The organism is Enterobacter wuhouensis (genome assembly GCF_035835995.1).
Classification (GTDB): Bacteria; Pseudomonadota; Gammaproteobacteria; order Enterobacterales; family Enterobacteriaceae; genus Enterobacter; species Enterobacter wuhouensis.
The window spans coordinates 1,797,098-1,819,647 of sequence record NZ_CP142124.1; the positions used below are offsets into that span (position 1 = coordinate 1,797,098).

26 protein-coding genes and 2 tRNA genes are annotated in these 22,550 nt (G+C 52.3%); 18 read left to right on the top strand and 10 right to left on the bottom strand.

Annotation, left to right across the window (positions count from 1 at the left end; translation table 11 throughout):
• Positions 1 to 11 precede the first annotated feature (11 nt).
• The 5 genes from VPX56_RS08520 to VPX56_RS08540 are packed head-to-tail and all read left to right on the top strand — an operon-like array spanning position 12 to position 3,999.
• Complete coding sequence (locus VPX56_RS08520) at positions 12 to 545, top strand: fimbrial protein (RefSeq protein ID WP_263609208.1); 534 nt, start codon at positions 12 to 14, stop codon at positions 543 to 545.
• A gap of 5 nt (positions 546 to 550) precedes the next feature.
• Complete coding sequence (locus VPX56_RS08525; RefSeq protein ID WP_263609209.1) at positions 551 to 1,081, top strand: fimbrial protein; 531 nt, start codon at positions 551 to 553, stop codon at positions 1,079 to 1,081.
• Complete coding sequence (locus tag VPX56_RS08530) at positions 1,078 to 1,596, top strand: fimbrial protein (protein WP_326471099.1); 519 nt, start codon at positions 1,078 to 1,080, stop codon at positions 1,594 to 1,596. Before VPX56_RS08525 ends, VPX56_RS08530 begins: the two co-directional genes overlap by 4 nt.
• A 14-nt stretch (positions 1,597 to 1,610) precedes the next feature.
• Complete coding sequence (locus VPX56_RS08535) at positions 1,611 to 2,294, top strand: fimbrial biogenesis chaperone (RefSeq protein ID WP_326471101.1); 684 nt, start codon at positions 1,611 to 1,613, stop codon at positions 2,292 to 2,294.
• Complete coding sequence (locus VPX56_RS08540) at positions 2,284 to 3,999, top strand: O-antigen ligase family protein (RefSeq protein ID WP_326471103.1); 1,716 nt, start codon at positions 2,284 to 2,286, stop codon at positions 3,997 to 3,999. Before VPX56_RS08535 ends, VPX56_RS08540 begins: the two co-directional genes overlap by 11 nt.
• Before the next feature lie 36 nt (positions 4,000 to 4,035).
• Here VPX56_RS08540 and VPX56_RS08545 read toward each other — a convergent pair whose 3' ends face one another.
• A complete protein-coding gene (locus VPX56_RS08545) occupies positions 4,036 to 4,725 on the bottom strand; it encodes a helix-turn-helix domain-containing protein (protein ID WP_242673424.1) in 690 nt (229 codons plus the stop codon).
• A 259-nt stretch (positions 4,726 to 4,984) separates the two neighbouring features.
• Here VPX56_RS08545 and VPX56_RS08550 point away from each other — a divergent pair, with 259 nt between their 5' ends.
• The gene (locus tag VPX56_RS08550; protein WP_131635474.1) at positions 4,985 to 5,182 is read left to right on the top strand and encodes a hypothetical protein; all 198 of its coding nucleotides are present in this window, start codon (positions 4,985 to 4,987) and stop codon (positions 5,180 to 5,182) included.
• 74 nt (positions 5,183 to 5,256) lie between these two features.
• Here VPX56_RS08550 and VPX56_RS08555 read toward each other — a convergent pair.
• The 3 genes from VPX56_RS08555 to VPX56_RS08565 all read right to left on the bottom strand — a co-directional run bounded on the left by VPX56_RS08555 (position 5,257) and on the right by VPX56_RS08565 (position 7,041).
• Positions 5,257 to 5,344, bottom strand: a tRNA-Ser gene (locus tag VPX56_RS08555).
• 137 nt (positions 5,345 to 5,481) lie between these two features.
• Positions 5,482 to 6,159 carry an isochorismatase family protein gene (locus VPX56_RS08560; RefSeq protein ID WP_326471107.1) on the bottom strand — a complete coding sequence of 226 codons (678 nt, stop codon included), beginning with the start codon at positions 6,157 to 6,159 and terminating at the stop codon, positions 5,482 to 5,484.
• Between the two features lie 21 nt (positions 6,160 to 6,180).
• On the bottom strand, positions 6,181 to 7,041 hold the full coding sequence (locus VPX56_RS08565; RefSeq protein ID WP_326471109.1) for a pirin family protein: 861 nt from the start codon (positions 7,039 to 7,041) through the stop codon (positions 6,181 to 6,183).
• 109 nt (positions 7,042 to 7,150) lie between these two features.
• On the opposite strand from VPX56_RS08565, the gene VPX56_RS08570 reads away from it, so the two are divergent.
• On the top strand, positions 7,151 to 8,056 hold the full coding sequence (locus VPX56_RS08570; RefSeq protein ID WP_131636021.1) for a LysR family transcriptional regulator: 906 nt from the start codon (positions 7,151 to 7,153) through the stop codon (positions 8,054 to 8,056).
• A 105-nt stretch (positions 8,057 to 8,161) separates the two neighbouring features.
• On the opposite strand, the gene VPX56_RS08575 is transcribed toward VPX56_RS08570, so the two are convergent.
• Positions 8,162 to 8,249 (bottom strand) — tRNA-Ser (locus VPX56_RS08575).
• A gap of 232 nt (positions 8,250 to 8,481) precedes the next feature.
• Here VPX56_RS08575 and ghrA point away from each other — a divergent pair.
• From ghrA to VPX56_RS08595, 4 genes are all read left to right on the top strand, one after another.
• Positions 8,482 to 9,420, top strand: coding sequence for a glyoxylate/hydroxypyruvate reductase GhrA (gene ghrA / locus VPX56_RS08580; RefSeq protein ID WP_326471111.1), 939 nt, complete (start codon positions 8,482 to 8,484; stop codon positions 9,418 to 9,420).
• A gap of 84 nt (positions 9,421 to 9,504) precedes the next feature.
• Positions 9,505 to 10,242, top strand: a complete 738-nt coding sequence (locus tag VPX56_RS08585) for a phosphatase (protein ID WP_131634241.1) — start codon at positions 9,505 to 9,507, stop codon at positions 10,240 to 10,242.
• A 20-nt stretch (positions 10,243 to 10,262) separates the two neighbouring features.
• Positions 10,263 to 10,817, top strand: a complete 555-nt coding sequence (locus tag VPX56_RS08590) for a TorD/DmsD family molecular chaperone (protein WP_326471114.1) — start codon at positions 10,263 to 10,265, stop codon at positions 10,815 to 10,817.
• A gap of 96 nt (positions 10,818 to 10,913) precedes the next feature.
• A complete protein-coding gene (locus VPX56_RS08595; RefSeq protein WP_326471116.1) occupies positions 10,914 to 11,396 on the top strand; it encodes a DUF1097 domain-containing protein in 483 nt (160 codons plus the stop codon).
• A gap of 43 nt (positions 11,397 to 11,439) precedes the next feature.
• Here VPX56_RS08595 and csgG read toward each other — a convergent pair whose 3' ends face one another.
• Genes csgG through csgD form a run of 4 tightly spaced genes read right to left on the bottom strand, consistent with a single transcriptional unit; the run spans position 11,440 to position 13,781 of the window.
• A complete protein-coding gene (gene csgG, locus VPX56_RS08600; protein ID WP_131634244.1) occupies positions 11,440 to 12,273 on the bottom strand; it encodes a curli production assembly/transport protein CsgG in 834 nt (277 codons plus the stop codon).
• A gap of 26 nt (positions 12,274 to 12,299) precedes the next feature.
• Entirely contained in the window at positions 12,300 to 12,713 is a 414-nt protein-coding gene (gene csgF / locus VPX56_RS08605) for a curli production assembly/transport protein CsgF (protein WP_131634245.1), read from the bottom strand.
• 23 nt (positions 12,714 to 12,736) lie between these two features.
• Positions 12,737 to 13,126 (bottom strand): curli production assembly/transport protein CsgE, encoded by a 390-nt coding sequence (gene csgE, locus VPX56_RS08610; RefSeq protein ID WP_326471121.1) that lies wholly within the window; start codon positions 13,124 to 13,126, stop codon positions 12,737 to 12,739.
• A gap of 4 nt (positions 13,127 to 13,130) precedes the next feature.
• Positions 13,131 to 13,781 (bottom strand): biofilm master transcriptional regulator CsgD, encoded by a 651-nt coding sequence (csgD, locus tag VPX56_RS08615; RefSeq protein ID WP_131634247.1) that lies wholly within the window; start codon positions 13,779 to 13,781, stop codon positions 13,131 to 13,133.
• A gap of 765 nt (positions 13,782 to 14,546) precedes the next feature.
• Between csgD and csgB the strand changes: the two genes are divergently transcribed.
• The 5 genes from csgB (at position 14,547) to ymdB (ending at position 17,014) form a co-directional block, all read left to right on the top strand.
• Complete coding sequence (gene csgB, locus VPX56_RS08620; RefSeq protein WP_326471123.1) at positions 14,547 to 15,002, top strand: curli minor subunit CsgB; 456 nt, start codon at positions 14,547 to 14,549, stop codon at positions 15,000 to 15,002.
• 41 nt (positions 15,003 to 15,043) lie between these two features.
• The gene (gene csgA, locus VPX56_RS08625; protein WP_326471125.1) at positions 15,044 to 15,490 is read left to right on the top strand and encodes a curli major subunit CsgA; all 447 of its coding nucleotides are present in this window, start codon (positions 15,044 to 15,046) and stop codon (positions 15,488 to 15,490) included.
• A gap of 59 nt (positions 15,491 to 15,549) precedes the next feature.
• Entirely contained in the window at positions 15,550 to 15,882 is a 333-nt protein-coding gene (gene csgC, locus VPX56_RS08630; protein ID WP_131634250.1) for a curli assembly chaperone CsgC, read from the top strand.
• A gap of 163 nt (positions 15,883 to 16,045) precedes the next feature.
• Positions 16,046 to 16,366: a type 1 fimbrial protein gene (locus tag VPX56_RS08635; protein ID WP_263609222.1), complete on the top strand. Its 321-nt coding sequence runs from the start codon at positions 16,046 to 16,048 to the stop codon at positions 16,364 to 16,366.
• Positions 16,367 to 16,471: 105 nt separating this feature from the next.
• A complete protein-coding gene (gene ymdB / locus VPX56_RS08640; protein ID WP_326471129.1) occupies positions 16,472 to 17,014 on the top strand; it encodes an O-acetyl-ADP-ribose deacetylase in 543 nt (180 codons plus the stop codon).
• A 35-nt stretch (positions 17,015 to 17,049) separates the two neighbouring features.
• Here the strand turns inward: ymdB and mdoC are convergent, their stop codons facing one another.
• Positions 17,050 to 18,189, bottom strand: coding sequence for a glucans biosynthesis protein MdoC (mdoC, locus tag VPX56_RS08645; RefSeq protein WP_326471131.1), 1,140 nt, complete (start codon positions 18,187 to 18,189; stop codon positions 17,050 to 17,052).
• Positions 18,190 to 18,444: 255 nt separating this feature from the next.
• On the opposite strand from mdoC, the gene mdoG reads away from it, so the two are divergent.
• Positions 18,445 to 19,998 carry a glucans biosynthesis protein MdoG gene (gene mdoG / locus VPX56_RS08650; RefSeq protein WP_326471133.1) on the top strand — a complete coding sequence of 518 codons (1,554 nt, stop codon included), beginning with the start codon at positions 18,445 to 18,447 and terminating at the stop codon, positions 19,996 to 19,998.
• Complete coding sequence (gene mdoH, locus VPX56_RS08655; protein WP_326471135.1) at positions 19,991 to 22,519, top strand: glucans biosynthesis glucosyltransferase MdoH; 2,529 nt, start codon at positions 19,991 to 19,993, stop codon at positions 22,517 to 22,519. The genes mdoG and mdoH overlap by 8 nt, the downstream gene beginning before the upstream one ends.
• The last annotated feature ends 31 nt before the right edge of the window (positions 22,520 to 22,550 follow it).

Below are 22,550 nucleotides of genomic sequence, written 5' to 3' on the forward strand. Positions count from 1 at the left end.
AGGCGTTCTGGATGAATTATCGAACTCTTTTGAGAATAGTTGCGGGGGGATTATATATGCTCATAAGCGGCACTGCCTGTTCATCGGGTAATGGTGTTGAAATTGACGTCAGTGGAACCGTTGTTGCAAGCGGGTGTGATGTAAGCAGTACATCACAATCCGTTCCCGTTGGCGATTTCAGCAGCGCTACGTTTAAATCGGTAAATGATACCTCTGCTGAAAAGGACTTACCGATAACATTAACCAACTGTAGTAGCGACATTTCCGGCGCTGCGGTGACATTTTCTGGCACGGCGGATGCCGACAATGCGGATTTGCTGGCGCTGTCCGACACCTCTGGCGCCGGGGGGATGGCGTCCGGGGTGGGTATCGAAATTCTGGATCCCAATAAAAAGCCTGTGGCGTTAAATTCGCTCAGTGACGAAATTCCCTTAACCGCGGGCGATAATGCGCTGACGTTCTATCTGCGTTACAAGGCCACCCAAATACCGGTTAGCCCGGGAAATGCCTCATCGATTATGTATTTTGACCTGGTATATCAGTGAGCGCGATGATGAAAATACACTATGCCTGGATGATTGTTGGTTTGCTTAGCATTCTTCCTGACGTGGGGATTGCCCATGACGGCACGGTTAATATCACCGGGTCAATTTACGCCAGCAGCTGCGATGTTGACAGCAGCAGCCAGTCTCTGCCTGTCGATATGGGGGATTTTTCGTCCAGCGGCTTTAGCGCGGTAGGCGATGTTCAGGGAAAGAAAAAATTGAGTATCAATTTGTCAAACTGCACCACCGGCATAGAGGGGGCGACAATTACGTTTACGGGTGATAGCGACAGTACGAACACCGCGTTATTGGCTCTGAGCGATACCAGCGGCGGTGGCGGAATGGCCAGCGGAGTAGGGATTGAGATCCTCGATAAAGATTCGGCTCAGCTGGCCATTAATACCCTCAGCAAACAATACGCGATAGCGGCGGGCAATAACGAGCTTGATTTTTACCTGAGTTACATGGCGACAAAAATCCCGGTAACCGCAGGTAATGCCTCTTCTGTTATGTATTTTGATTTGAGCTATCAATGATGACCAGATTTATATGGCTTGCTGCGGTCCCGCTTCTGTATTGTGCCGTGACTTCTGCACATGATGGCAGCATTAATGTGAGCGGGGCTATCAAGGACAATACCTGCACGGTCGCGCTGAGTTCGTTGTCATTATCCGTTCCTTTAGGGGATATTGCCTCCAAAGCCTTTACGGCAAAGGGGACGGGGTCATCGCCGGTTTCTTTTACGGTTGACCTGCAAAAATGTGGGGCGGCGGCATCCGGGGTGAGCTTTACCTTTATCGGGGAAGGAGACATGCATGATAATTCGCTGCTTGCGCTGGATCTGCTTAATCGCGCTAAAGGCATTGGTATTGAAATCCAGAATGAAAACCATGACAGGCTGCCGTTAAACCAGCCAACGCCAGATTATCCAATTAATCCTACGCTGGTGGATAATAAATATATTTTTTACGCTCGCTACATTGCAACGACAGATCGCGTCACAAGTGGTAAAGCGACGGCAACAACGGTATTTACGTTAACCTGGCAGTAAAACGAGAGTGAGTAATGTTTAAAAAATATGTCCTGGCTGGGGTAGGGTTAATATTAACCTCCATGGCCGCGCATGCTGGCGTTGTCATCGGCGGAACGCGCTTTATTTTCGATCAAAAGAAATCGAGCATTACCTTTGAGGTGAAAAATACGTCGCAGACGCGTTTCCTGGTGATGTCAAAAGTGCTTGATGAGAATGGAATCGCATCAGATAAGGTGCCTTTTATTATCACTCCGCCACTGTTTACGCTCAGCCACGGGCGTAGCAACCTAATCCGTATCCTGCGAACGGGCGGGGATCTTCCAGACGATCGGGAAAGTTTGTTCTGGCTCAGCGTGGCGAGCATTCCAGGAACGCAGGGAAAACAGCCCGAAAACACGCTACAGGTCGCCATTCGCAGCCGGATGAAATTATTTTATCGCCCCTCGGGATTACAAGGCAAAGAAGAGGATGCTTATAAAAGAGTCTCCTGGTCAAAGCAAGGCAACCATTTACGTGCAGCAAACCCGACGCCTTATTATGTCACGCTCTTTAATTTGCGGGTCGATGGCCACAGCATCGAACGGGCCGGAATGCTGTCGCCCTTTTCCTCTCGTGAAATCGCGGGTTATCAGAGTGACGCGTTGAGTGCGGTACGGTGGCAGAGCATTAATGATTATGGCCGGGTAATGCCTGCCCGGCTGAGCCATGTCAAATAATCCGGTCCGGTCGATAATGAGCCTACATCCCAAAGTCTTACCCAACTTTGTCGTCACCGCGCTGGGAGGGATCTACCTTCTGGCAATGCATGTCATTTTACCCAACAACGGCGGAAGCGGGGCCGATCTGCCCGAGTCGCTGCTAGTCTGGAGCCTGATGCTGCTGATGACGGCCATCGGATTCCTGTTTTTTCTCCGAAAACCGGTTTACCTCAGCTCGACGCTGAAGTGCATTATCCTTGCGGCCTCCTTAATGACGTTACCGCTGGCATGGAGTTCCCATCGCGACTGGATCTTCGACTCCCTTGCGCAGTTTGGTGGGCTGTGGGCCGGGGTATTGCTCTACGCGATGCTCATAAACTGTCGTTTTGGCGATGTGCAGATCAAATGGCTACTCTACATGATTGCGCTGGCGGCCGTGATTCAGGCCCTCTACGGCCTGGCCGGACTCTCTTATCCTGCGCTTCTGCCTGATTTTGAACAGCGGGTATTGCAGGTTGTTCCAACGAACGTAGGGGTTTTCCAGCAGCGTAACGTCACGGCTTCGTTTCTTGCCGTGGGCGGGGGGAGCCTGCTTTTTATCCTGGGATCGTCTTTCTTTATCTGCAGGTCCCGGCAGCGCGAATTGATGCGAAAAGCAGTTGTCTTTTCAGGGATTGTCATTATCTATTACGCCCTGACGAACCTACAGTCGCGGATTGGATGGCTGAGCGGCTGTTGTGTTTTTATGGGAATGCTGTTGCTTTACGGGCGTCAAGAAACACCGCTTGCCACGAGATTTTTGCTTTTACTTGCTCCCGTTACCGGCGTGACCTGGTGCGTGCTGGTGATGAACGGAACGCTGCTTGAGGCGTTGCACCAGCATGATGGCTCTAACCTGCAGCGGTTGATGATACTGCATGAGACATGGCGGATGATCCTCCTTCATCCCTTAAAGGGGTGGGGATACGGGAGCTACATCTGGAGCTTTTCGCACTTTATCGCCGACAGGGCACAGCCCATTGATAATGGCGCCTCTGTCGTCTCTTATCCTCACAACGAGTTCCTTTACTGGTGGATAGAAGGGGGGATAGTCGCGCTATCCGGCCTGTTCGTGGTCTGCTTTGCGGGTATGCGATTGCTGTTTCGTTCGACCGAAAAAAACAAACTGGCATTTTTTATCTGTCTCCTGCCGCTCCTGCTGCATACCCAGGTCGAATATCCGTTTTATCAATCGGCGGTACACTGGCTCAGTTTTATACTGCTGCTCAGCCTGATTGACCGACGGGATGACGATAAGGACGCTGCTGCCGGTGGCGCGATGAGCCTGAATATCAGTACGATTTACCTATCTGCTTTTTTGCTTTTCATGGCCATGATTGTCATTATTTCGCTGCGAAATGAGTTAATTCTGACCAGGTTTGAATCGCAACCGGATGATTTCTATCATGAGGTATTATCCCTGCCTGAAACCGGCGTAGGCACCGAGAGGTTAAGACGTCTCAACGCTGAAGCGCTGATAATTGATTATAAGCATAACAATGATGTGAGAGCGTTGCGGCAGTTCAGCGCGGCAGCGTCACGATGGTTGGAAACCTGGGGGGATGCAGACATGTACGATAATCTTATTGAGGTTAACTATTTTCTGGGAAACAAGCAAACCGGCGACAGTTTTAAGAGAGAAGCCAGTCGATTATTTATGCAGGATGACCGTTTTAAGCATTAAAATCGGTCATGGTTTCCAGTGATATATGTAATTGACTCAGAAGGCTTCCGGTAATTTTGACAGTGACATAAGTATGCCGGATTCTATTTGTATGTAGTCGCCTTTTTTGAGTTCAGCAAGGATGCCCAAAATTCGGCTTTTTGAGGCCCGGGTTCTGTGGTGAATAAATGATGCGACGGTGATTTGCTTCCTTATTTCTTCGGGGTAGGTCCATATTTCGGCTAACAGCGTTTTTATCTTGCAATATATATCATTACCCGTGAGCTCAGTATCTCGGGAGCACATAATCATAAGACGTTGCGCGAGAATTTTAGCGATATCGCGCCAGAGATTGAGTTCATCAGATTTTTGTAAAAAGATATCAACGGGGACAAGCCATCCGGTACACAAGGTTTCGGCCTGAATGTAATGCTGCGGCCTTCCTTTTACGTTGTGAAAGTAACTGTATCCGTCAATAAGGCCGAATATGGCAGGTGCAAACGATGTTCCAATGTGAAGGTTGGTACGTCGGTGGCAGAAGGAAAAACAGCCTTTTTCTACCAGAACAATGAAGAAGTTATCTTTTGAACTGGAGAGTAACAGCTTTTTGTTCGCGGGTAGAATGAAGGGCCGACCATAGGATATTAGTTCATTATGGATTCTAATAATGGCTTCTATGGGCTTGGTTTCGATGCTGAATCTAAATGCGCTCTCCTGCTCGGAAGCAGCGTCTGAAGGTAATAGCATATTGCTCTCGGTTATGTAATATTTATTTTGTACTATAACAGTATTGCGGGATGATCCCAGAAATAACCGGTGCTATGATCTTATTTTGTGATGGGATTCTATTTTTCCCCTTGCTCATTAATATTTATTTACGTCTTGTTGTATTCTTTTTTTGAATGTGAATTTCAAAAATATAACCGGCGACAGGCTAATTGATTTTTTTTACATTGAATTTAATACGTTACGCACTAATAATTCTGCTGATGTTCAGGAGGTTTCGATGCTGAAAACATACTATTTAAATACAACCACTCTCGATACCGGTGAGCATGAACTGCATGTTGCTGAATGCGAGGAATTATCAACGACGGTACAACCTCGCGAGCTGGGCGTGTATTTCGACGTTGAGAGCGCCGTGAATGCAGCTAATATCATGGGATATGATTGCGTGGTGTGCTGCAAATGCTGCGGGGAATAGCGTTGTCGAACGCCCAAAGGCGTGCAATATGCGAAAAAAAAGCCCGTACTTTCGTACGAGCTCTTTCTTAAATATGGCGGTGAGGGGGGGATTCGAACCCCCGATACGTTGCCGTATACACACTTTCCAGGCGTGCTCCTTCAGCCACTCGGACACCTCACCATATTGTTTTGCTGCCTGACCGCTTGGGGGGCAACGGGGCGCTACTATAGGGAGTTGCGCTAAAACGGTCAAGCAGATTTTCAGCTTTAATGCGCGTTCGGTTAAGCCTTAATCAGCTTTTACCGCAAAGCCTGTAATCAACGCTGCGAATCGAGCACTTCGCTGTTTTTCACCACTTCCTGCGCCTTGCCGTAGCTTTCGATCAGTAACTGATAGGCAGGGAAGATATGGGTGTAGACTTCAGCCCATTCTGCAGCATCTTCCCGGTTCCATGTCCGCTGGATCTCAGAGGCTACCGCCGCCGTATCCATCGGCACTACGCCAGCCTGCACCACGCGCGCCAGGGTGATCTCCTGCGCCATTTTGCTGTAGGTGCCCGAAGCATCAATCACCGCAAACACTTTATAGCCATCCGCCACGGCGCTGATTGACGGGAACGCCATGCAGACGCTGGTGATCGTTCCCGCAATAATCAGCGTTTTACGCCCGGTGGCGTTTACCGCCGCCACAAATTCCGGGTTATCCCAGGCGTTAATCTCGCCTTTGCGCGCAATGTACTGCGCGTGGGGCGCGTTGGCATGGATCTCCGGGATGAGCGGTCCATTCGGCCCTTGCGGAACGGACGCCGTGGTGATCACCGGGATCTTCGCCAGGGTGGCGATTTTCGCCAGCGCTGCCGCACGGGCGCGCAGTTCCGGCATGGGCATGTCACCGACGGTCTGGAACAGACCGCTCTGGTGGTCAATGAGCAGCATCACCGCGTCGTTCACGTCAATGGCCGGACGAGCGCCGTTAAAATTAGCAGGGGTAGACATTTTTTCTCTCCTTTATTACGTTCAGATCTGGCCGAAGCGGCCGGAGTTGAAATCACGAATGGCTTCCGCGATTTCCGTTTTACTGTTCATCACAAACGGGCCGTAACCCACCACTGGCTCATTAAGCGGTTCCCCGGCCATCAGCAGAATTTTGGCATCGCTGCTGGCTTCCAGATGCAGTTTGTCGCCTTCCTGACTCAGCACCACGAGCTGCGCTTCTCCCGCCTGGGCCGTGCCGTTCACCGTGACGTTACCTTCAAGAATGACCAGCGCGGTGCTCCAGCCGTCGGGCTGAGCGAGTGTTAGATGGTGCCCCTGCCTCAGGAAAACATCCCAGACATTCAGCGGCGAGAACGTATGCGCCGGGCCTGTTACGTCGTTGTAGCGACCCGCGATAACCCGCAGCGTTCCGCTATTGTCCGGTAACGTCACAACCGGGATGTCGCTGCTGGTGATGCTCTGATACCCGGGGGTCGCCATCTTGTCTTTTGCCGGCAGGTTGACCCACAGCTGCAGCATTTTGAGCTCGCCCCCTTTTTGCGAGAAGGCGCTGGAGTGAAACTCTTCATGCAGAATGCCAGCGCCAGCCGTCATCCACTGCACATCGCCGGGACCAATAACGCCGCCTCTGCCGGTGGAATCACGATGCTCTACTTCGCCGGAATAGACGACGGTGACCGTTTCAAATCCACGGTGAGGATGTTCACCTACGCCACGTTTCGCCCCATCTGCCGGAAAGGTGTACGGACCTGCATAATCCAGCAGCAGGAACGGGCTAAGCGGTTCGCCGTGCGTCTGGTAAGAAAACATCGAACGTACCGGGAAACCATCGCCAACCCAGTGCTGGCGGGGAGCGGTATACACGCCTGTTACGTTTTTCATGATTAACTCCTGATGTTCCGTTGATGTAATTAGCTTATATTCAGAGTTAATATCCCGGTAGATAGTGAAAATGACATTCACTGTTCTTAAAATGGAACAATGGGGGCGTATGCAGGATCTCAATGATTTCGTGTGGTTTGTGAAGGTAGTGGATCATGGCGGGTTTGCCGCGGCGGGCCGGGCGCTCGACCAGCCTAAGTCGAAGCTGAGCCGCAGGATTGCACAGCTGGAGGAGCGGCTGGGCGTTCGGTTGATACAGCGGACCACGCGGCAGTTTACGGTGACGGAGGTCGGGCAGACGTTCTATCAGCACTGTAAGGCCATGCTGGTAGAAGCCGAAGCGGCAGAGGAGGCCGTGGCGGCGCTGCAGGCTGAACCGCGCGGCGTCGTCAGGATCACCTGTCCGGTAACGCTGCTGCACGTGCATGTTGGGCCTATGCTGGCGCGTTTTATGGCGCGTTATCCTGGGATCAATCTTCAGCTGGAAGCGACCAACCGGCGGGTCGACCTGGTCGGCGAGGGCGTAGACGTGGCGATCCGGGTGCGCCCGCGTCCGTTTGATGACAGCGACCTGGTGTTAAGGGTGCTGGCAGACCGGGGGCACTGTCTGGTCGCCGGACCGCAGCTTATTGAACGGCTGGGCAATCCGGCCATGCCTTCTGAACTCAGCGAATGGCCCGGTTTGAGCATGGGGGCCGGGAAGCAGGTGCATAAGTGGGAACTCAGCGGGCCGGGAGGGGCAAAGGCGGAGATCCATTTCGCACCGCGCTTTATCACCACCGACATGCTGGCGCTGCGGGAGGCGGCGATGGCGGGCGTGGGCGTGGTGCAGTTGCCGATTCTGATGGTGAAGGATCAGCTGGCGTCAGGAGAGCTGGTTCGGGTACTTGACGCGTGGGAGCCACGACGAGAGGTGATCCATGCGGTCTATCCATCACGGCGGGGGCTATTGCCGTCCGTCAGAACGCTGGTGGATTTTCTCACCGATGAATATGCGCGAATGGTCGAAGAGTAATACGTTTTGTAGGTCGGGTAAGCGCAGCGCCACCCGACGTGAATGATGCACAATGCAATATGCGAAAAAAAAGCCCGTACTTGCGTACGAGCTCTTTCTTAAATATGGCGGTGAGGGGGGGATTCGAACCCCCGATACGTTGCCGTATACACACTTTCCAGGCGTGCTCCTTCAGCCACTCGGACACCTCACCATATTGTCATCCCGGTGTTGCCGGGACGGGCGCTAATGTAAGGAAAAGCCGAACTGCCGTCAACCCACTTTTTCAGTAAATTAGCGCATTTAGACAAACTTCAGCCAACCTGATTCCTAAATGTGCTGAAAGCGCCTTTTTTATCAACAACGCGGTTTGCCGATAAATTTGTTATGCTGGCAATCCAGTTGAAAATGAAAATAAAACAGCGCAATAAAAGGCAGGAATGACCATGGATATTATCTTCTATCACCCTACATTCGATACCGCTTACTGGATCAACGCACTTTCGGCTGCGCTGCCCGACGCTCGCGTTCGCGAGTGGAAGCACGGCGATAATGAACATGCAGACTATGCGCTGGTCTGGCATCCTCCGGTTGACATGCTCCAGGGCCGTAAGCTGAAGGCCGTGTTTGCCCTTGGTGCCGGCGTGGATTCGATTCTGAGCAAACTGAAAGCGCACCCTGAAATGCTGCCAGAGGATATTCCCCTGTTTCGCCTGGAAGATACCGGCATGGGGCAGCAGATGCAGGAGTACGCCGTCAGTCAGGTGCTGCACTGGTTCCGCCGCTTTGACGATTACCAGGCGCTCAAGCAGCAGTCACGCTGGGAGCCTCTGCCGGATTATCCTCGCGAAGCGTTTACCATCGGGATCCTCGGCGCTGGCGTGCTCGGCTCAAAAGTGGCAGAAGCGCTTGCGCCGTGGGGATTCCCGCTGCGCTGCTGGAGCCGCACCCGCAAGGATTACCCCGGCGTCGAGAGTTTTGCCGGTGCAGACGAGCTGCCTGCGTTCCTGAAAGGCACGCGCGTGCTCATCAACCTGCTGCCCAATACGGCGGAAACGGTGGGGATCATAAACGGTGCGCTCCTGAATCAGCTTGCCGACCAGAGCTACGTCATGAACCTGGCGCGCGGCGTGCATCTGGTAGAGGCGGATCTACTGGCCGCTCTGAACAGCGGCAAGCTCAAAGGGGCGATGCTGGATGTCTATAGCCGCGAGCCGTTGCCGACGGAAAGCCCGCTCTGGGCACACCCGCGCGTGGCGATGACGCCCCATGTGGCAGCCGTGACCCGTCCGGCGGAAGCGGTGGCCTATATAACCCACACCATTAGCGAAATGGAAAAGGGCAACCCGGTCACCGGGCAGGTCGACAGACAGCGAGGATACTGAGTCAAACCCGGCGTTAGCCGGGTTTTTGCTAATAATAGCGACCGATAACTGCTATCCTTGGGAAAAACAGCAGAGGAGAGAAAGATGTATCCCGTAGACCTGCATATGCACACCGTCGCCAGTACCCACGCGTATAGCAACCTCCATGATTATATCGCCCAGGCTAAGATCAAAGGCATCAAGCTGTTTGCGATTACCGATCATGGCCCCGATATGGCGGATGCGCCGCACTACTGGCATTTTGTGAATATGCGTATCTGGCCACGTCTGGTGGACGGCATCGGGATACTGCGCGGCATCGAAGCGAATATCAAAAATATCGACGGTGAAATCGACTGCACCGGTCCGATGCTGACCTCGTTAGACCTCATCCTGGCAGGTTTCCATGAGCCGGTCTTTGCGCCGCAGGATAAAGAAACCAACACCGCGGCGATGATTGCGACCATTGCCAGCGGTAACGTACATATTATCAGCCATCCGGGTAATCCTAAGTATCCGATTGATATTCAGGCCGTTGCCCGGGCGGCAGCGAAACATCGCGTGGCGCTGGAAATTAACAACTCCTCATTTGTACACTCGCGCAAGGGCAGTGAAGCCAACTGTCGCGAAGTGGCCGCGGCCGTGCGTGATGCCGGGGGCATGGTGGCCCTGGGCTCCGATTCGCATACCGCGTTTACGCTGGGTGATTTTACCGAGTGCCTGAAGGTACTGAACGATGTAGGGTTCCCGGAAGATAAGATCCTGAACGTTACGCCGCGTCGCATGCTCGATTTCCTGGAATCGCGCGGAATGGAACCGATTGACGAATTTGCCGATCTCTAATTGTGTAATGGAATAAAAAAATGAATGAATTCTCCATCCTTTGTCGCGTGCTGGGTACGCTGTATTACCGCCAGCCGCAAGACCCGCTGCTGGTTCCGCTCTTTACGTTAATTCGTGAAGGGAAGCTGGCGCAGAACTGGCCGCTGGAACAGGATGATTTGCTGGAACGCTTGCAAAAAAGCTGCGATATGCAGCAAATTTCAACGGATTACAACGCGCTTTTCGTGGGTGAAGAGTGCCGTGTCTCGCCATTCCGCTCTGCCTGGCAGGAAGGCGCAACGGAAGCAGAAGTGCGCGCCTTCCTTTCCGAGCGCGGTATGCCGTTGACCGATACGCCTGCCGATCATATCGGCAAGCTGCTGCTGGCGGCGTCCTGGATTGAAGATAACGCAGGGGACGATGAAAACGAAGCCATCGAAACCCTGTTCGAAACCTATCTGCTGCCGTGGGTCGGCACCTTCCTTGGTAAAGTGGAAGCCCATGCGGCCTCGCCGTTCTGGAGAACGCTGGCGCCTCTTACCCGCGATGCCGTAGCTGCAATGTGGGATGAGCTTGAAGAAGAGAATGAAGAGTGATTTAGATCACAAATCTTCTGCAACGATACATTTCAACTTGCATATAGTGTGCTTCCGATCGCATTTATGGGATGCGCATCTGCTAAGATGCGCACCATGAACATATTACTTTGCATTGCACTCACCACGGGCATCCTCTCCGGACTTTGGGGATGGGTGGCGGTGTCTCTTGGCTTACTGAGCTGGGCCGGGTTCCTCGGCTGCACGGCCTACTTTGCCTGCCCGCAGGGTGGGGTGAAAGGGCTGTTTATCTCCGGCTGTACGCTGATGAGCGGCGTTATCTGGGCGCTGGTGATCGTGAAGGGCAGCGCGCTGGCGCCGCACCTTGAGATTCTGAGTTACGTCATGACGGGCGTGGTCGCCTTTTTAATGTGCATCCAGGCGAAGCACCTGCTGCTCTCGTTTGTGCCGGGAACCTTCATGGGGGCGTGCGCAACCTTTGCAGGGCAGGGGGACTGGCGGCTGGTGATCCCTTCCCTGATGCTCGGCTTACTGTTCGGCTATGCCATGAAGAACAGCGGCCTCTGGCTGGCGGCGCGGCGGGAGAAGGCGCAAAACATTCCTGCGGTGAGTGAATAAAAAAAGGCGAGATTGTTATCTCGCCTTTTTTATGCGCGTCCAATCAGGATTCCGGAGGAACTGACATATCGCGGTATTTCACCAGTACCGGGTTTTGTGATTCAGATTTGTTCTGCAGATCCCAAAGCCCACGGTCAATACCGTCGTTAATCAGGAAGATAACGCCGGTCTCGATGGCGGACATCAGGCACATCATGACCGGTTCATTAGAGGTATACCCAATTTCGCCTTCCAGTAAACGCTGATAGTCGATAAAGCGGAAAACCCCGGCCTGTACTTCATAAGACAGAATGGTTTTGCTGGTGTTAACGGAAGAGAGGACTTCCCCCGTGCTGACGTTAACAACGCGCAGGTTAACGGCAATTTGGTCAAGCTGGTACTGCGTATCGGCCCCGATACCGAAATAACGCGCCCCGACGCCCCCTGATTTCACATTGCTTTCGTAACCGATGATCGAGCCTTCAATCATCACGTTGGCGGCGGCAAGGGATTGCAATGGCATTCGGTTATTGTTCGCGACGGTACCATTTTCCTGGGCGGCACGAATAATTTTACGTTCATTCAACAGGTTTTGAAGTCCCTGACGCTCGAGAGGGATAAACCACCGTGAATCCTTGAGTGCGGTAACCAACATAGCGGTAGCGCTTTGCGGCACAGCCGTTGAGAAGTTACTCGCCGGATACGGTTTAAATTGCCCCGTTTCATCCTGAATATTATAAACCGAGACAAATATTTTACCCGTAGGCGCAGGTAAATGCGTTAAATCACGGTAGCTTTGGGCCCGAGGCATTAAGGTTGGTTTTGCAGCTTCTTTAGGTGGAGCAGTTAAACAACCGCTCAATAAGCACACTGCAACTAATATCAGGAAGCGCTGCATGATCGTTGTCCTTATTTCGAGGTTGTTTAGAAATCTGTCGAGTTACTTTGTAGGCCGGAAACCTGAATCGTCGATGTTTTTCCGGTTTTACGATCGGTAACATTCAGCTGGAGCTGCCCATCCTTATTGGCGATATCGACAATAAAGTCGTTGGTCACCATTCGGCCAGGTTTGCCGGTATTTATATTGGTCAGCAGTCCGCCCAAAATCTGCGACTGGATGGCCTGGGTGAAGTTGTCCAGCGCTGATGGGGTGTCGACGCTAAAGTCCTTATAGCTGGGGTCTTTATAGGAGTTTTGGGCCTGGGCTTCGTTCAGCATGAACGCGCCGTTGTTGGGATTGCCACCAAAGTTAGGGTTGCGGAACTGGAACGTCATATTTCCGGCCCAGCTTATGGGTGTTATAAGCATTAACGAAACAACTGCATATGCAATACGCATGACAGCCTCCGGATATAGGGTCGCTAGAACTCGTCTTTTGCTAAATCGCTGGTGCTTAATAGCGCTTTATCTATTTGCAGGCGATTAATAGCGTCTTCAGTTAGTGCCAGTGCCTGGTCCACATTTTTTTCGAAGTCCAATTTTGTAGGGAATAAAAACGTTTGATATATAACGTCTGAATTTGCCGTTATTGTTATCCAACTTCCCCATCGTGCACTGGGCCGTTCGTTGATTGTTAAATTTCCAGTATATGTACTGTCCCATTTATCACTGAAGGCGCGATAAAAACTGTGCCCGATAGATGAAACGGTATGGTCTGTTAACAATCCGGGAACTTCGACCTCGACGGCCTGAACATTCCCTGCGGCGAGCAGAATGCCCGCTGCGGCAATCCAACTCAACGTGCGTTTCATGTGATTAACGCCTGAGGTTATCGTTTGCCCATGAAACTGCCTGAGTTCGGTTTTTAACAGCTATCTTCTTGAAAAGATTATAGAGATGCGTCTTAACGGTATTTTCGCTGATAAATAACGAACGGGCGATTTCAATATTTGAGGCGCCAATGCGCAACTTGTTCAGGATCTCTTTCTCACGATGCGTCAGCAGCGCGGACTCAGAGCTGTTGTAGCGATAATTTCCGGAGTGCGTGATGAGATAGCTGGCAAGCTTTTGCGAGAAATAGCACTCTCCACGCAATATGCCCTGCAGGCCTTCTACCACCCGATCTTCTTCTTCAGTGACGTAAAATACGCCATTGATATGCGGCCAGCTTTCGATGTCTCTGAAAGGATACTCATCAGGTGTGTTCAATAATAGCACGCGGATATTATTGTTTTTCCTGCTTAAATTGTCTTGCCAGTAATGGATGAGCTTTTTATCCGCTTCCATCATATCCAGCAAAATAATGCTGCCAGCAGCAATATCATCAAAAGAACGTTGAATATTATGCAATTTCCCGTTCAAGGATAACGTTTGCTTTAAATGCTGTAATAAAGCGGTCGCTTGTAAAGAAGGCTTTGTGATCAACAGTAATGTATGACCATGTAAACTATGGACTTCATTAAACATGATGAAACCCCACTTTTTTTTAACACCTGACAGCTGCCCTCTGAATAAGAAAGAGGGCACCAGAAGTACTGACAGATGTTGCACTGCTGTGTGTAGAATCAGACCATAACCTCCACAGGGAGGTAAATATAAAACAAATTTCGTACATCTGATTTCAATCTAGCTATTACGAATTTTAAAGCAAGTGTTAATCATGTAACCAAATGTAAAAATCAATATTAATTTGTTAAAAACAGAGATTTGAAATGCTGTGTTTTGATAGGAAAGTTGTACAGGTTAATAACCCTGCACAGATTTTAAAAATCATACAAATAATTATAGAAGATTGATAGCTAACGATATATTTAATTTTATTTAATTGATGATGTGGTATGAGTCGCTGGAAATGACTAAGTACGCGACCGCGCGTCAAGCCATCTTAAGAAAACACGGTTGATGTCACGGCCTGAGAGAAATGTCACCCAGGCGTCGCCCTGGTAAGTGCGTAAATCAGGCTGTGCACGCCGCTCCGCATTTGAACAATAGGGCAAGAATAAATATTGTTTAAAAAACTAAGCTGAACTGATCACAGTGGTTTTTGGCAGGAATTAATACTTTGAGGTGATATTAAAAACAAAAATAACCCGCGCGGGTGAGATATTAAAAATGTTTCGCCAGACATACTCTTCACCGTAACGACGCATTAACAACAAATGAGTCGTTTTAACACGAAGTCACAGTAGCAAAGGTATGTTGGTGATATATAGCCAGGTCCAGGGTGACAACATGAAAAACACATCGTTATTTATGATGTTTACATTACTGGGTGTGCCTGGGTTTGTAGCCGCGGCGAATTCAGATTTAGCCAATGCTGAATATAACTTCGCGGTTAATGAATTAAGTCGCTCCTCGTTAAATCAGGCAGCCATTATTGGTCAGCAGGGCGTAAATAATGACGCTCAGGTTCGTCAGGGCGGGGCAAAATTACTGTCCATTGTTACCCAGGATGGGGGTGGCAACAGAGCGAGAGTTGATCAATCAGGGACTTATAACTATGCGTATATCGCTCAGAGCGGCGTCGCGAACGATGCGAGTATCACGCAGGATGGATATGGTAATAGTGCGAAAATTATCCAGCACGGGTCGGGTAATAGAGCAAATATTACGCAGTACGGTACGCAGAAAACCGCAGTTGTAGTGCAAAAACAGTCGCAAATGGCCATTCGCGTTATTCAACGCTAGCTATTTCGCGGCGACGTTAATCAATCCGATGGGGGTTTACCATGAAATTTATCAAAGTGGCAGCGCTTGCAGCAATCGTAGTTTCTGGTAGTGCTATGGCGGGTCTTATTAACCAAGGTGGCTGGGGTCATGGCCCGGGTAATAGCGGCGGTCCAAAATCAACGCTGGATATTTACCAGAATGGTGGCGGTAACTCAGCTGTCGCCTTGCAGTCGGATGCAAGAAATTCAACGCTGTCAATTAGCCAGACGGGTGGCGTTAACGGGGCAGATGTTGGACAAGGTTCTGACGACAGCACCATTTCCCTGACCCAAAACGGCTTTGGTAACAGTGCTACACTCGATCAGTGGAACGGTAATCACTCCACCATGAACGTCAGCCAGTACGGCGGTGGCAACGGTGCCGCTGTTGACCAGACCGCATCCGGCTCGACCGTTAACGTTCAGCAGATTGGTTTTGGTAACCACGCTCAGGCGCACCAGTACTAATTCCACATCTACGCTGCATAAAAAACAGGGCCTATGCCCTGTTTTTTTTCGGGGGAATCATGAACACGCTATTACTGCTTGCTGCGCTCTCAAGCCAGATAACCTTTCAGACATCGCACCAGGGCAATATGACCACCATTATTCCTCAGGTGATATTAACGGAATCGTGCGAGTGCCAGGTTCAGATCCTTTCTGTCCGGCAGGGGCAGGGCGGGCAAAGTACGTCGCAACAGCAAAATAGCTTTTCTATACCCGCTAATCAGACGATTGATTTGACGAGGTTGAGTTTAAATATTGGCGCAGGGGATAGGGTGAAAATTACCGTCACCGTATCTGATGGAAAATCGCTTCATTTATCTCAGCAATGGTCACCACCCGATTCTGCGCTTTAAACATTCATAAAATCAATATGTTGATGGATATGGCGAGAGTGAAGGGTTGTTACTAAGCTGGTATCAGGAACTGAAAAAATCTGCTTTCAGCCGCCTGGTATGACGTTTGTGATAATAAAGCGCTTCACCCCTCAAGGACGATCCTTATTGAGGAGTACGCCAGATGACCAAATATACCGCTCAACTTGTTTCAGGCCTCGGCCTGATCGTATCTGCTTTTATTACCCCCGCGTTTTCTGCCACCGTTGTTAACGGCGGCGTGATTCATTTCCGCGGCGCTATCGTTGCAGACCCGTGTGAAATTACGCCGCAGCAGCAACAGTTTTCCGTGTCATGCCCACAGAATAACCGGATGCAAACACGGACGGTCAGCTATGAGGAGGCGCTGAACGGTAAAACGACCAGCGACAATATCGCCAGCCTCAGCATGAAATATCTTAATCCAGAAAAAACGCTCGCCGTTGTACAAATTCAGTATCGATAACCCGTCTCTTCCGCCGCCCGGCGGGAGAGGTTTTCATCCGATAGTTTTTTTTCATCCTCTCCTCTGCGATACACTTAAGAAAATGGCGGGCAGGAGAGGGGTAGTATGATACCGCAAATTGAGGTTGTTCACGGCGATATAACGACGCAGCGCGTCGACGTGATCGTCAATGCTGCAAATTCTTCGCTGATGGGCGGGGGCGGAGTGGACGGCGCTATTCACCGCGCTGCAGGGCCGCAGCTGCTGGAGGCCTGTAAAACGGTGCGCCAGCAGCAGGGGGAATGTCCACCCGGGCATGCCGTTATTACCCTCGCAGGCGATCTTCCTGCAAAAGCGGTGATACATGCCGTCGGGCCGGTATGGCACGGTGGCGATCGGCACGAGGCGAGAATTCTGGAAGACGCCTACCGTAACTGTCTGCGCCTTGCCGCCGACAACGGCTATAAAACGATGGCTTTTCCGGCCATCAGCACAGGGGTTTACGGTTATCCCAAAGCGGCGGCGGCAGCGATCGCTATTGACACCGTTTACCGCTATTTATCCCTTAAGCCGATGCCTGAGAAGGTTTTCTTCGTCTGTTTCGATGAGGAAACCACGCATATTTATCAGCAGCTGCTGGCAACGCGCAGGCAGGAGCTAGAGTTCTGAGAGGCAAAAACGGCGCACCCGGTGCGCCGTTTTCGTTATGAGGCTTTGGCCTGCGGTTTCCCGGAGAAGAGGAAGCGCAGCAGCGGGACCCGCAGATGGATCTCATAGAGCACAACGGCAATCCCAATCACAAACACCAGCCCGGTGAAGAAGCCCAGCGTATTGGACGCGATGTGCGGCGTAATGTAGGCCCCGAAGAACAGCGTCAGCGGGTGATGCACCAGATAAATAAACAGCGAGGCGTTGACAAAATAGGTCACCCGGCTGGATTTAAAGTTCAGCAGGCGATGGCCCAGCGCAAACACCACATTGACCATCCACAGGCCGAGCAGCATCGTGATAACGCTCTCCGTCTCGTACATCCAGGCGTCGCCGCTGCCATAGCGTTGATTCAGGAGATAGGCCGCAAAGGCAGCGGCGGCACCCGCGGTGCACCACGGTGACGGCGTGGTAAACAGGGACTTCAGCTTAGGATAAACAAACGCCAGCGCCCCAATTAAGAAGAAGGGGATGTAGAACAGCGACTGCATCACGACAAAGTTAAACAGACCGTCGCTTAAAATCGGCGGATACACGATAAATAAGGTGCGTCTTACGGCCGCATACAGGATGCCCAACAGCAAAAAGAGTACGGACAGTTTGCCCAGCGTAATGTTGGCAAAGAAGGCGTCGGCCTTGCTGCTCAGGTGGCGGCGCAGTCGGCTGAAGATGACCAGGCTTACCGTCGTAAGCACAACCAGAACCAGCAGGAACCAGAGGTGCGACACCAGCTCCCACACCAGGGTGTTGTACTTTTCATAGAGCGAGAGGTTCGGCCAGTTTTCCGCTTTGCCCTTAACGTACTGCAGCATGATGAACTGCGGCAGCGTTAACAGAGGAATAGCGGTCAGCATCGGAATGCCGACGCGCTCGACGCGCACCTTCCACCAGCGCTTGATCGGGTAGCGCAAAAACAGCATGTAGGAGAAATATCCTGAAATGACAAAAAACACCTGCATACGGAAGGCGTGGATAAAGTCATTAAACAGCGTAAGCCACCATGAAGGTTCAGGACTGTTTACATGCCAGGTGTGGCTGGAGTAGATCAAGGAAATGTGGAAGGGGATCCCCAACAGCATCAGCCATGCCCGGATCGAGTCGAGGAAATATTCACGTTCGGTAGGTGTTGTGCTCATATAACGTTGTGCATTCTCAGACTTTTCGTCTTATCCCTAAGACTCATAATGGTTACATTCGACGCCAACCCTACACCAAGACCGACACCCTGTCTCCAGGATAAGCACGCAAAGTGAAAAGCGGTTTCTTTCATTTGCTTAATCCATGAGCCAGCGAGCTGAACAAAGCAGTGATAATGTTGTCGGATTGCCTGAGTTTCCATTAAAATGGATCGGATCGATATAAGCACACAAAGGGGGAAGTGCTTACTTATTATGAAACATAAACCACAGATGATGAAAATGCGTTGGTTGGGTGTTGCAGTTGTGTTGTCACTGTATACCTCATCGGCACTGGCCTTTAACATCGACGATGTCGCAAAAAAGGCAAAATCGATGGCTGGCAAGAGCTATGAAGCGCCAAAAAGTAACCTGCCCTCCGTTTTCCGCGACATGAAGTATGCGGACTATCAGCAGATCCAGTTCAATCACGATAAAGCGTACTGGAACACTATTAAAACCCCGTTCAAGCTTGAATTTTACCATCAGGGGATGTACTTCGATACGCCTGTTGCCATCAACGAAGTGACGGCAACCGCGGTACGTAAGATTAAGTACAGCCCGGATTATTTCAATTTTGGCGATGTGCAGCACGACAAAGATACGGTTAAAGACCTGGGCTTCGCCGGCTTCAAGGTGCTTTACCCAATCAACAGCAAAGATAAAAACGACGAAATCGTCAGCATGCTCGGTGCCAGCTACTTCCGCGTGATCGGTGCGGGGCAGGTATACGGGCTTTCGGCGCGTGGTCTGGCTATTGATACCGCGCTGCCATCAGGTGAAGAATTCCCACGTTTCCGCGAGTTCTGGATCGAGCGTCCAAAACCAACGGATAAACGTCTGACAATCTATGCGCTGCTGGACTCCCCTCGTGCAACGGGCGCATACCGCTTCGTGATCATGCCGGGACGCGACACCGTCGTTGACGTGCAGTCCAAAGTTTACCTGCGCGATAAAGTGGGCAAGCTGGGCGTTGCACCGCTGACCAGTATGTTCCTGTTCGGGCCGAACCAGCCGTCTCCGGCGACCAACTTCCGCCCGGAGCTGCATGACTCTAACGGTCTCTCTATCCATGCCGGTAACGGCGAGTGGATCTGGCGTCCGCTGAATAACCCGAAACACCTCGCGGTGAGCAGCTTCGCGATGGAAAATCCGCAGGGCTTTGGTCTGCTGCAGCGTGGCCGTCAGTTCTCTCGCTTTGAAGACCTGGACGACCGTTACGATCAGCGTCCAAGCGCCTGGGTAACCCCGAAAGGTGACTGGGGTAAAGGGAAAGTCGAGCTGGTTGAAATTCCAACCAATGACGAAACCAACGATAACATCGTCGCTTACTGGACCCCGGATCAGCTTCCGGAAGCCGGTAAAGAGATGAACTTCAAATATGCCATTACCTTCAGCCGCGACGAAGACAAACTGCATGCGCCGGATAACGCGTACGTTATGCAGACTCGCCGCTCTACGGGCGATGTGAAGCAGTCAAACCTTATCCGTCAGCCTGACGGTACGGTGGCATTTGTGGTGGACTTTGCGGGTCAGGACATGAAAAAACTGTCTCCGGATACCGCAGTGACCGCGCAGGCCAGCATTGGTGATAACGGTGAGATCGTTGAGAATGCCGTGCGTTATAACCCGGTAACGAAAGGGTGGCGTTTGACCCTGCGCGTGAAGGTGAAAGATCCAAAACAGACCACTGAAATGCGCGCCGCGCTGGTCAGCAACGATCAGCCGCTGAGCGAAACCTGGAGCTATCAGCTACCTGCCAATGAATAATATATCTGAATATATTGATGCCATGCCGCTGACGGATATTGAGAAAGCGGCACTGCCAAAGAGCGACATCCGCGCGGTGCAAACCGCGCTGGATGGTGAGCATCGTCAGTTTACCCGTGATGATGACACGCCGCTGGGGTCGGTTAAGACTCGTCTGGAGCGTGCCTGGCCGGATTCGCTTGCGGAAGGACAGTTGATTAAAGACGACGAAGGACGCGACCAGCTGCAGGCGATGCCGAAGGCGACGCGTTCCTCAATGTTCCCCGATCCGTGGCGCACCAACCCGGTGGGTCGCTTCTGGGATCGCCTGCGCGGGCGTGATGTTACCCCGCGCTACCTGTCGCGCCTGACCAAAGAAGAGCAGGCCTCCGAACAGAAATGGCGTACCGTTGGGACCATCCGTCGCTATATCCTGTTGCTGCTGACGCTGGCGCAAACGGTGGTCGCCACCTGGTACATGAAGAGCATTCTTCCCTACCAGGGCTGGGCGCTGATCAACCCTGCTGACATGATTGGCCAGGATATCTGGGTCTCCTTCATGCAGCTTCTGCCCTACATTCTGCAAAGCGGCATTCTTCTGCTGTTCGCCGTTCTCTTCTGCTGGGTTTCCGCCGGTTTCTGGACCGCGCTGATGGGCTTCCTGCAGCTGTTAATGGGCCGTGACAAATACAGCATTTCAGCGTCAACGGTCGGGGATGAACCCCTGAATCCTGAGCATCGTACCGCGCTGATCATGCCTATCTGTAACGAAGACGTTGACCGCGTATTTGCGGGGCTGCGCGCCACCTGGGAGTCCGTAAAGGCCACCGGGAACGCAGCGCATTTCGACGTCTACATCCTGAGCGACAGCTACAATCCGGATATCTGCGTTGCCGAGCAAAAGGCCTGGATGGAGCTGATTGCGGAAGTGCAGGGCGAAGGGCAGATTTTCTATCGCCGTCGCCGCCGTCGTGTGAAGCGTAAAAGCGGCAACATCGATGACTTCTGCCGTCGCTGGGGCAACCAGTACAGCTACATGGTGGTGCTGGACGCCGACTCCGTCATGAGCGGTGACTGTCTGAGCGGCCTGGTCCGCCTGATGGAAGCAAACCCGAATGCGGGTATCATTCAGTCCTCGCCAAAAGCGTCCGGTATGGACACGCTGTACGCACGCTGCCAGCAGTTTGCGACTCGCGTTTACGGGCCGCTGTTCACAGCGGGCCTGCACTTCTGGCAGCTGGGTGAGTCTCACTACTGGGGCCACAACGCGATTATCCGCGTGAAGCCGTTCATTGAGCACTGTGCGCTGGCGCCGCTGCCGGGCGAAGGGTCCTTTGCCGGTTCGATTCTGTCGCATGACTTCGTGGAAGCGGCGCTGATGCGTCGTGCGGGTTGGGGCGTCTGGATTGCTTACGACCTGCCTGGCTCATACGAAGAACTGCCGCCGAACCTGCTGGACGAGCTTAAGCGTGACCGCCGCTGGTGCCACGGTAACCTGATGAACTTCCGCCTGTTCCTGGTTAAAGGGATGCACCCGGTTCACCGGGCGGTATTCCTGACGGGCGTGATGTCCTATCTCTCTGCACCGCTGTGGTTTATGTTCCTTGCGCTGTCTACCGCATTGCAGGTGGTACACGCCCTGACGGAACCGCAGTACTTCCTGCAGCCGCGTCAGCTGTTCCCGGTGTGGCCGCAGTGGCGTCCTGAGCTGGCGATTATGCTGTTTGCCTCGACGATGGTGCTGCTTTTCCTGCCTAAGCTGCTCAGCATCATTCTGATCTGGTGCAAAGGTTCGAAAGAGTACGGTGGATTCTTCCGCGTGACGATCTCCCTCCTGCTGGAAGTGCTGTTCTCGGTCCTGCTGGCGCCCGTGCGTATGCTGTTCCACACGGTGTTTGTGGTCAGCGCATTCCTGGGCTGGGAAGTGGTCTGGAACTCGCCGCAGCGTGACGATGACTCCACGCCGTGGGGAGAAGCCTTTATGCGCCATGGCTCGCAGCTGCTGCTGGGTCTGGTGTGGGCTGCAGGGATGGCCTGGCTGGATCTGCGCTTCCTGTTCTGGCTTGCGCCGATTGTCTTCTCGCTGATCCTGTCACCGTTTGTCTCGGTGATCTCCAGCCGTTCAACGGTGGGTCTGCGTACCAAGCGCTGGAAGCTGTTCCTGATCCCGGAAGAGTATTCACCGCCGCAGGTTCTGGTCGATACCGACAACTACCTGCAGCAGAACCGCGAGCGTTCTCTGGCCGACGGTTTCATGCACGCGGTGTTTAACCCGTCGTTCAACGCCCTGGCAACGGCAATGGCGACCGCGCGTCACCGCGCCAGCCATGTGCTGGAGATTGCCCGCGACCGTCACGTTGAGCAGGCGCTGAACGAGACGCCGGAAAAACTGAACCGCGACCGTCGACTGGTGCTGTTGAGCGACCCGGTAACGATGGCGCGTCTTCACTATCGCGTGTGGTCCGCGCCGGAGAGGTATTCTTCCTGGGTGAACTACTACAAAGAGCTGAAGCTCAATCCGCTGGCGCTGAAGGCGAAGTAAGTTGTTAAGCAGGGCGCGCGTGCGAAGCGCC

Bases quoted from the DNA above. Each gene is read 5' to 3' on its own strand.
- VPX56_RS08520 (WP_263609208.1), top strand. From the start codon at position 12: ATGAATTATCGAACTCTTTTGAGAATAGTTGCGGGGGGATTATATATG.
- VPX56_RS08525 (WP_263609209.1), top strand. From the start codon at position 551: ATGATGAAAATACACTATGCCTGGATGATTGTTGGTTTGCTTAGCATT.
- VPX56_RS08530 (WP_326471099.1), top strand. From the start codon at position 1,078: ATGATGACCAGATTTATATGGCTTGCTGCGGTCCCGCTTCTGTATTGT.
- VPX56_RS08535 (WP_326471101.1), top strand. From the start codon at position 1,611: ATGTTTAAAAAATATGTCCTGGCTGGGGTAGGGTTAATATTAACCTCC.
- VPX56_RS08540 (WP_326471103.1), top strand. From the start codon at position 2,284: ATGTCAAATAATCCGGTCCGGTCGATAATGAGCCTACATCCCAAAGTC.
- VPX56_RS08545 (WP_242673424.1), bottom strand. From the start codon at position 4,725: ATGCTATTACCTTCAGACGCTGCTTCCGAGCAGGAGAGCGCATTTAGA.
- VPX56_RS08550 (WP_131635474.1), top strand. From the start codon at position 4,985: ATGCTGAAAACATACTATTTAAATACAACCACTCTCGATACCGGTGAG.
- VPX56_RS08560 (WP_326471107.1), bottom strand. From the start codon at position 6,159: ATGTCTACCCCTGCTAATTTTAACGGCGCTCGTCCGGCCATTGACGTG.
- VPX56_RS08565 (WP_326471109.1), bottom strand. From the start codon at position 7,041: ATGAAAAACGTAACAGGCGTGTATACCGCTCCCCGCCAGCACTGGGTT.
- VPX56_RS08570 (WP_131636021.1), top strand. From the start codon at position 7,151: ATGCAGGATCTCAATGATTTCGTGTGGTTTGTGAAGGTAGTGGATCAT.
- ghrA (WP_326471111.1), top strand. From the start codon at position 8,482: ATGGATATTATCTTCTATCACCCTACATTCGATACCGCTTACTGGATC.
- VPX56_RS08585 (WP_131634241.1), top strand. From the start codon at position 9,505: ATGTATCCCGTAGACCTGCATATGCACACCGTCGCCAGTACCCACGCG.
- VPX56_RS08590 (WP_326471114.1), top strand. From the start codon at position 10,263: ATGAATGAATTCTCCATCCTTTGTCGCGTGCTGGGTACGCTGTATTAC.
- VPX56_RS08595 (WP_326471116.1), top strand. From the start codon at position 10,914: ATGAACATATTACTTTGCATTGCACTCACCACGGGCATCCTCTCCGGA.
- csgG (WP_131634244.1), bottom strand. From the start codon at position 12,273: ATGCAGCGCTTCCTGATATTAGTTGCAGTGTGCTTATTGAGCGGTTGT.
- csgF (WP_131634245.1), bottom strand. From the start codon at position 12,713: ATGCGTATTGCATATGCAGTTGTTTCGTTAATGCTTATAACACCCATA.
- csgE (WP_326471121.1), bottom strand. From the start codon at position 13,126: ATGAAACGCACGTTGAGTTGGATTGCCGCAGCGGGCATTCTGCTCGCC.
- csgD (WP_131634247.1), bottom strand. From the start codon at position 13,781: ATGTTTAATGAAGTCCATAGTTTACATGGTCATACATTACTGTTGATC.
- csgB (WP_326471123.1), top strand. From the start codon at position 14,547: ATGAAAAACACATCGTTATTTATGATGTTTACATTACTGGGTGTGCCT.
- csgA (WP_326471125.1), top strand. From the start codon at position 15,044: ATGAAATTTATCAAAGTGGCAGCGCTTGCAGCAATCGTAGTTTCTGGT.
- csgC (WP_131634250.1), top strand. From the start codon at position 15,550: ATGAACACGCTATTACTGCTTGCTGCGCTCTCAAGCCAGATAACCTTT.
- VPX56_RS08635 (WP_263609222.1), top strand. From the start codon at position 16,046: ATGACCAAATATACCGCTCAACTTGTTTCAGGCCTCGGCCTGATCGTA.
- ymdB (WP_326471129.1), top strand. From the start codon at position 16,472: ATGATACCGCAAATTGAGGTTGTTCACGGCGATATAACGACGCAGCGC.
- mdoC (WP_326471131.1), bottom strand. From the start codon at position 18,189: ATGAGCACAACACCTACCGAACGTGAATATTTCCTCGACTCGATCCGG.
- mdoG (WP_326471133.1), top strand. From the start codon at position 18,445: ATGAAACATAAACCACAGATGATGAAAATGCGTTGGTTGGGTGTTGCA.
- mdoH (WP_326471135.1), top strand. From the start codon at position 19,991: ATGAATAATATATCTGAATATATTGATGCCATGCCGCTGACGGATATT.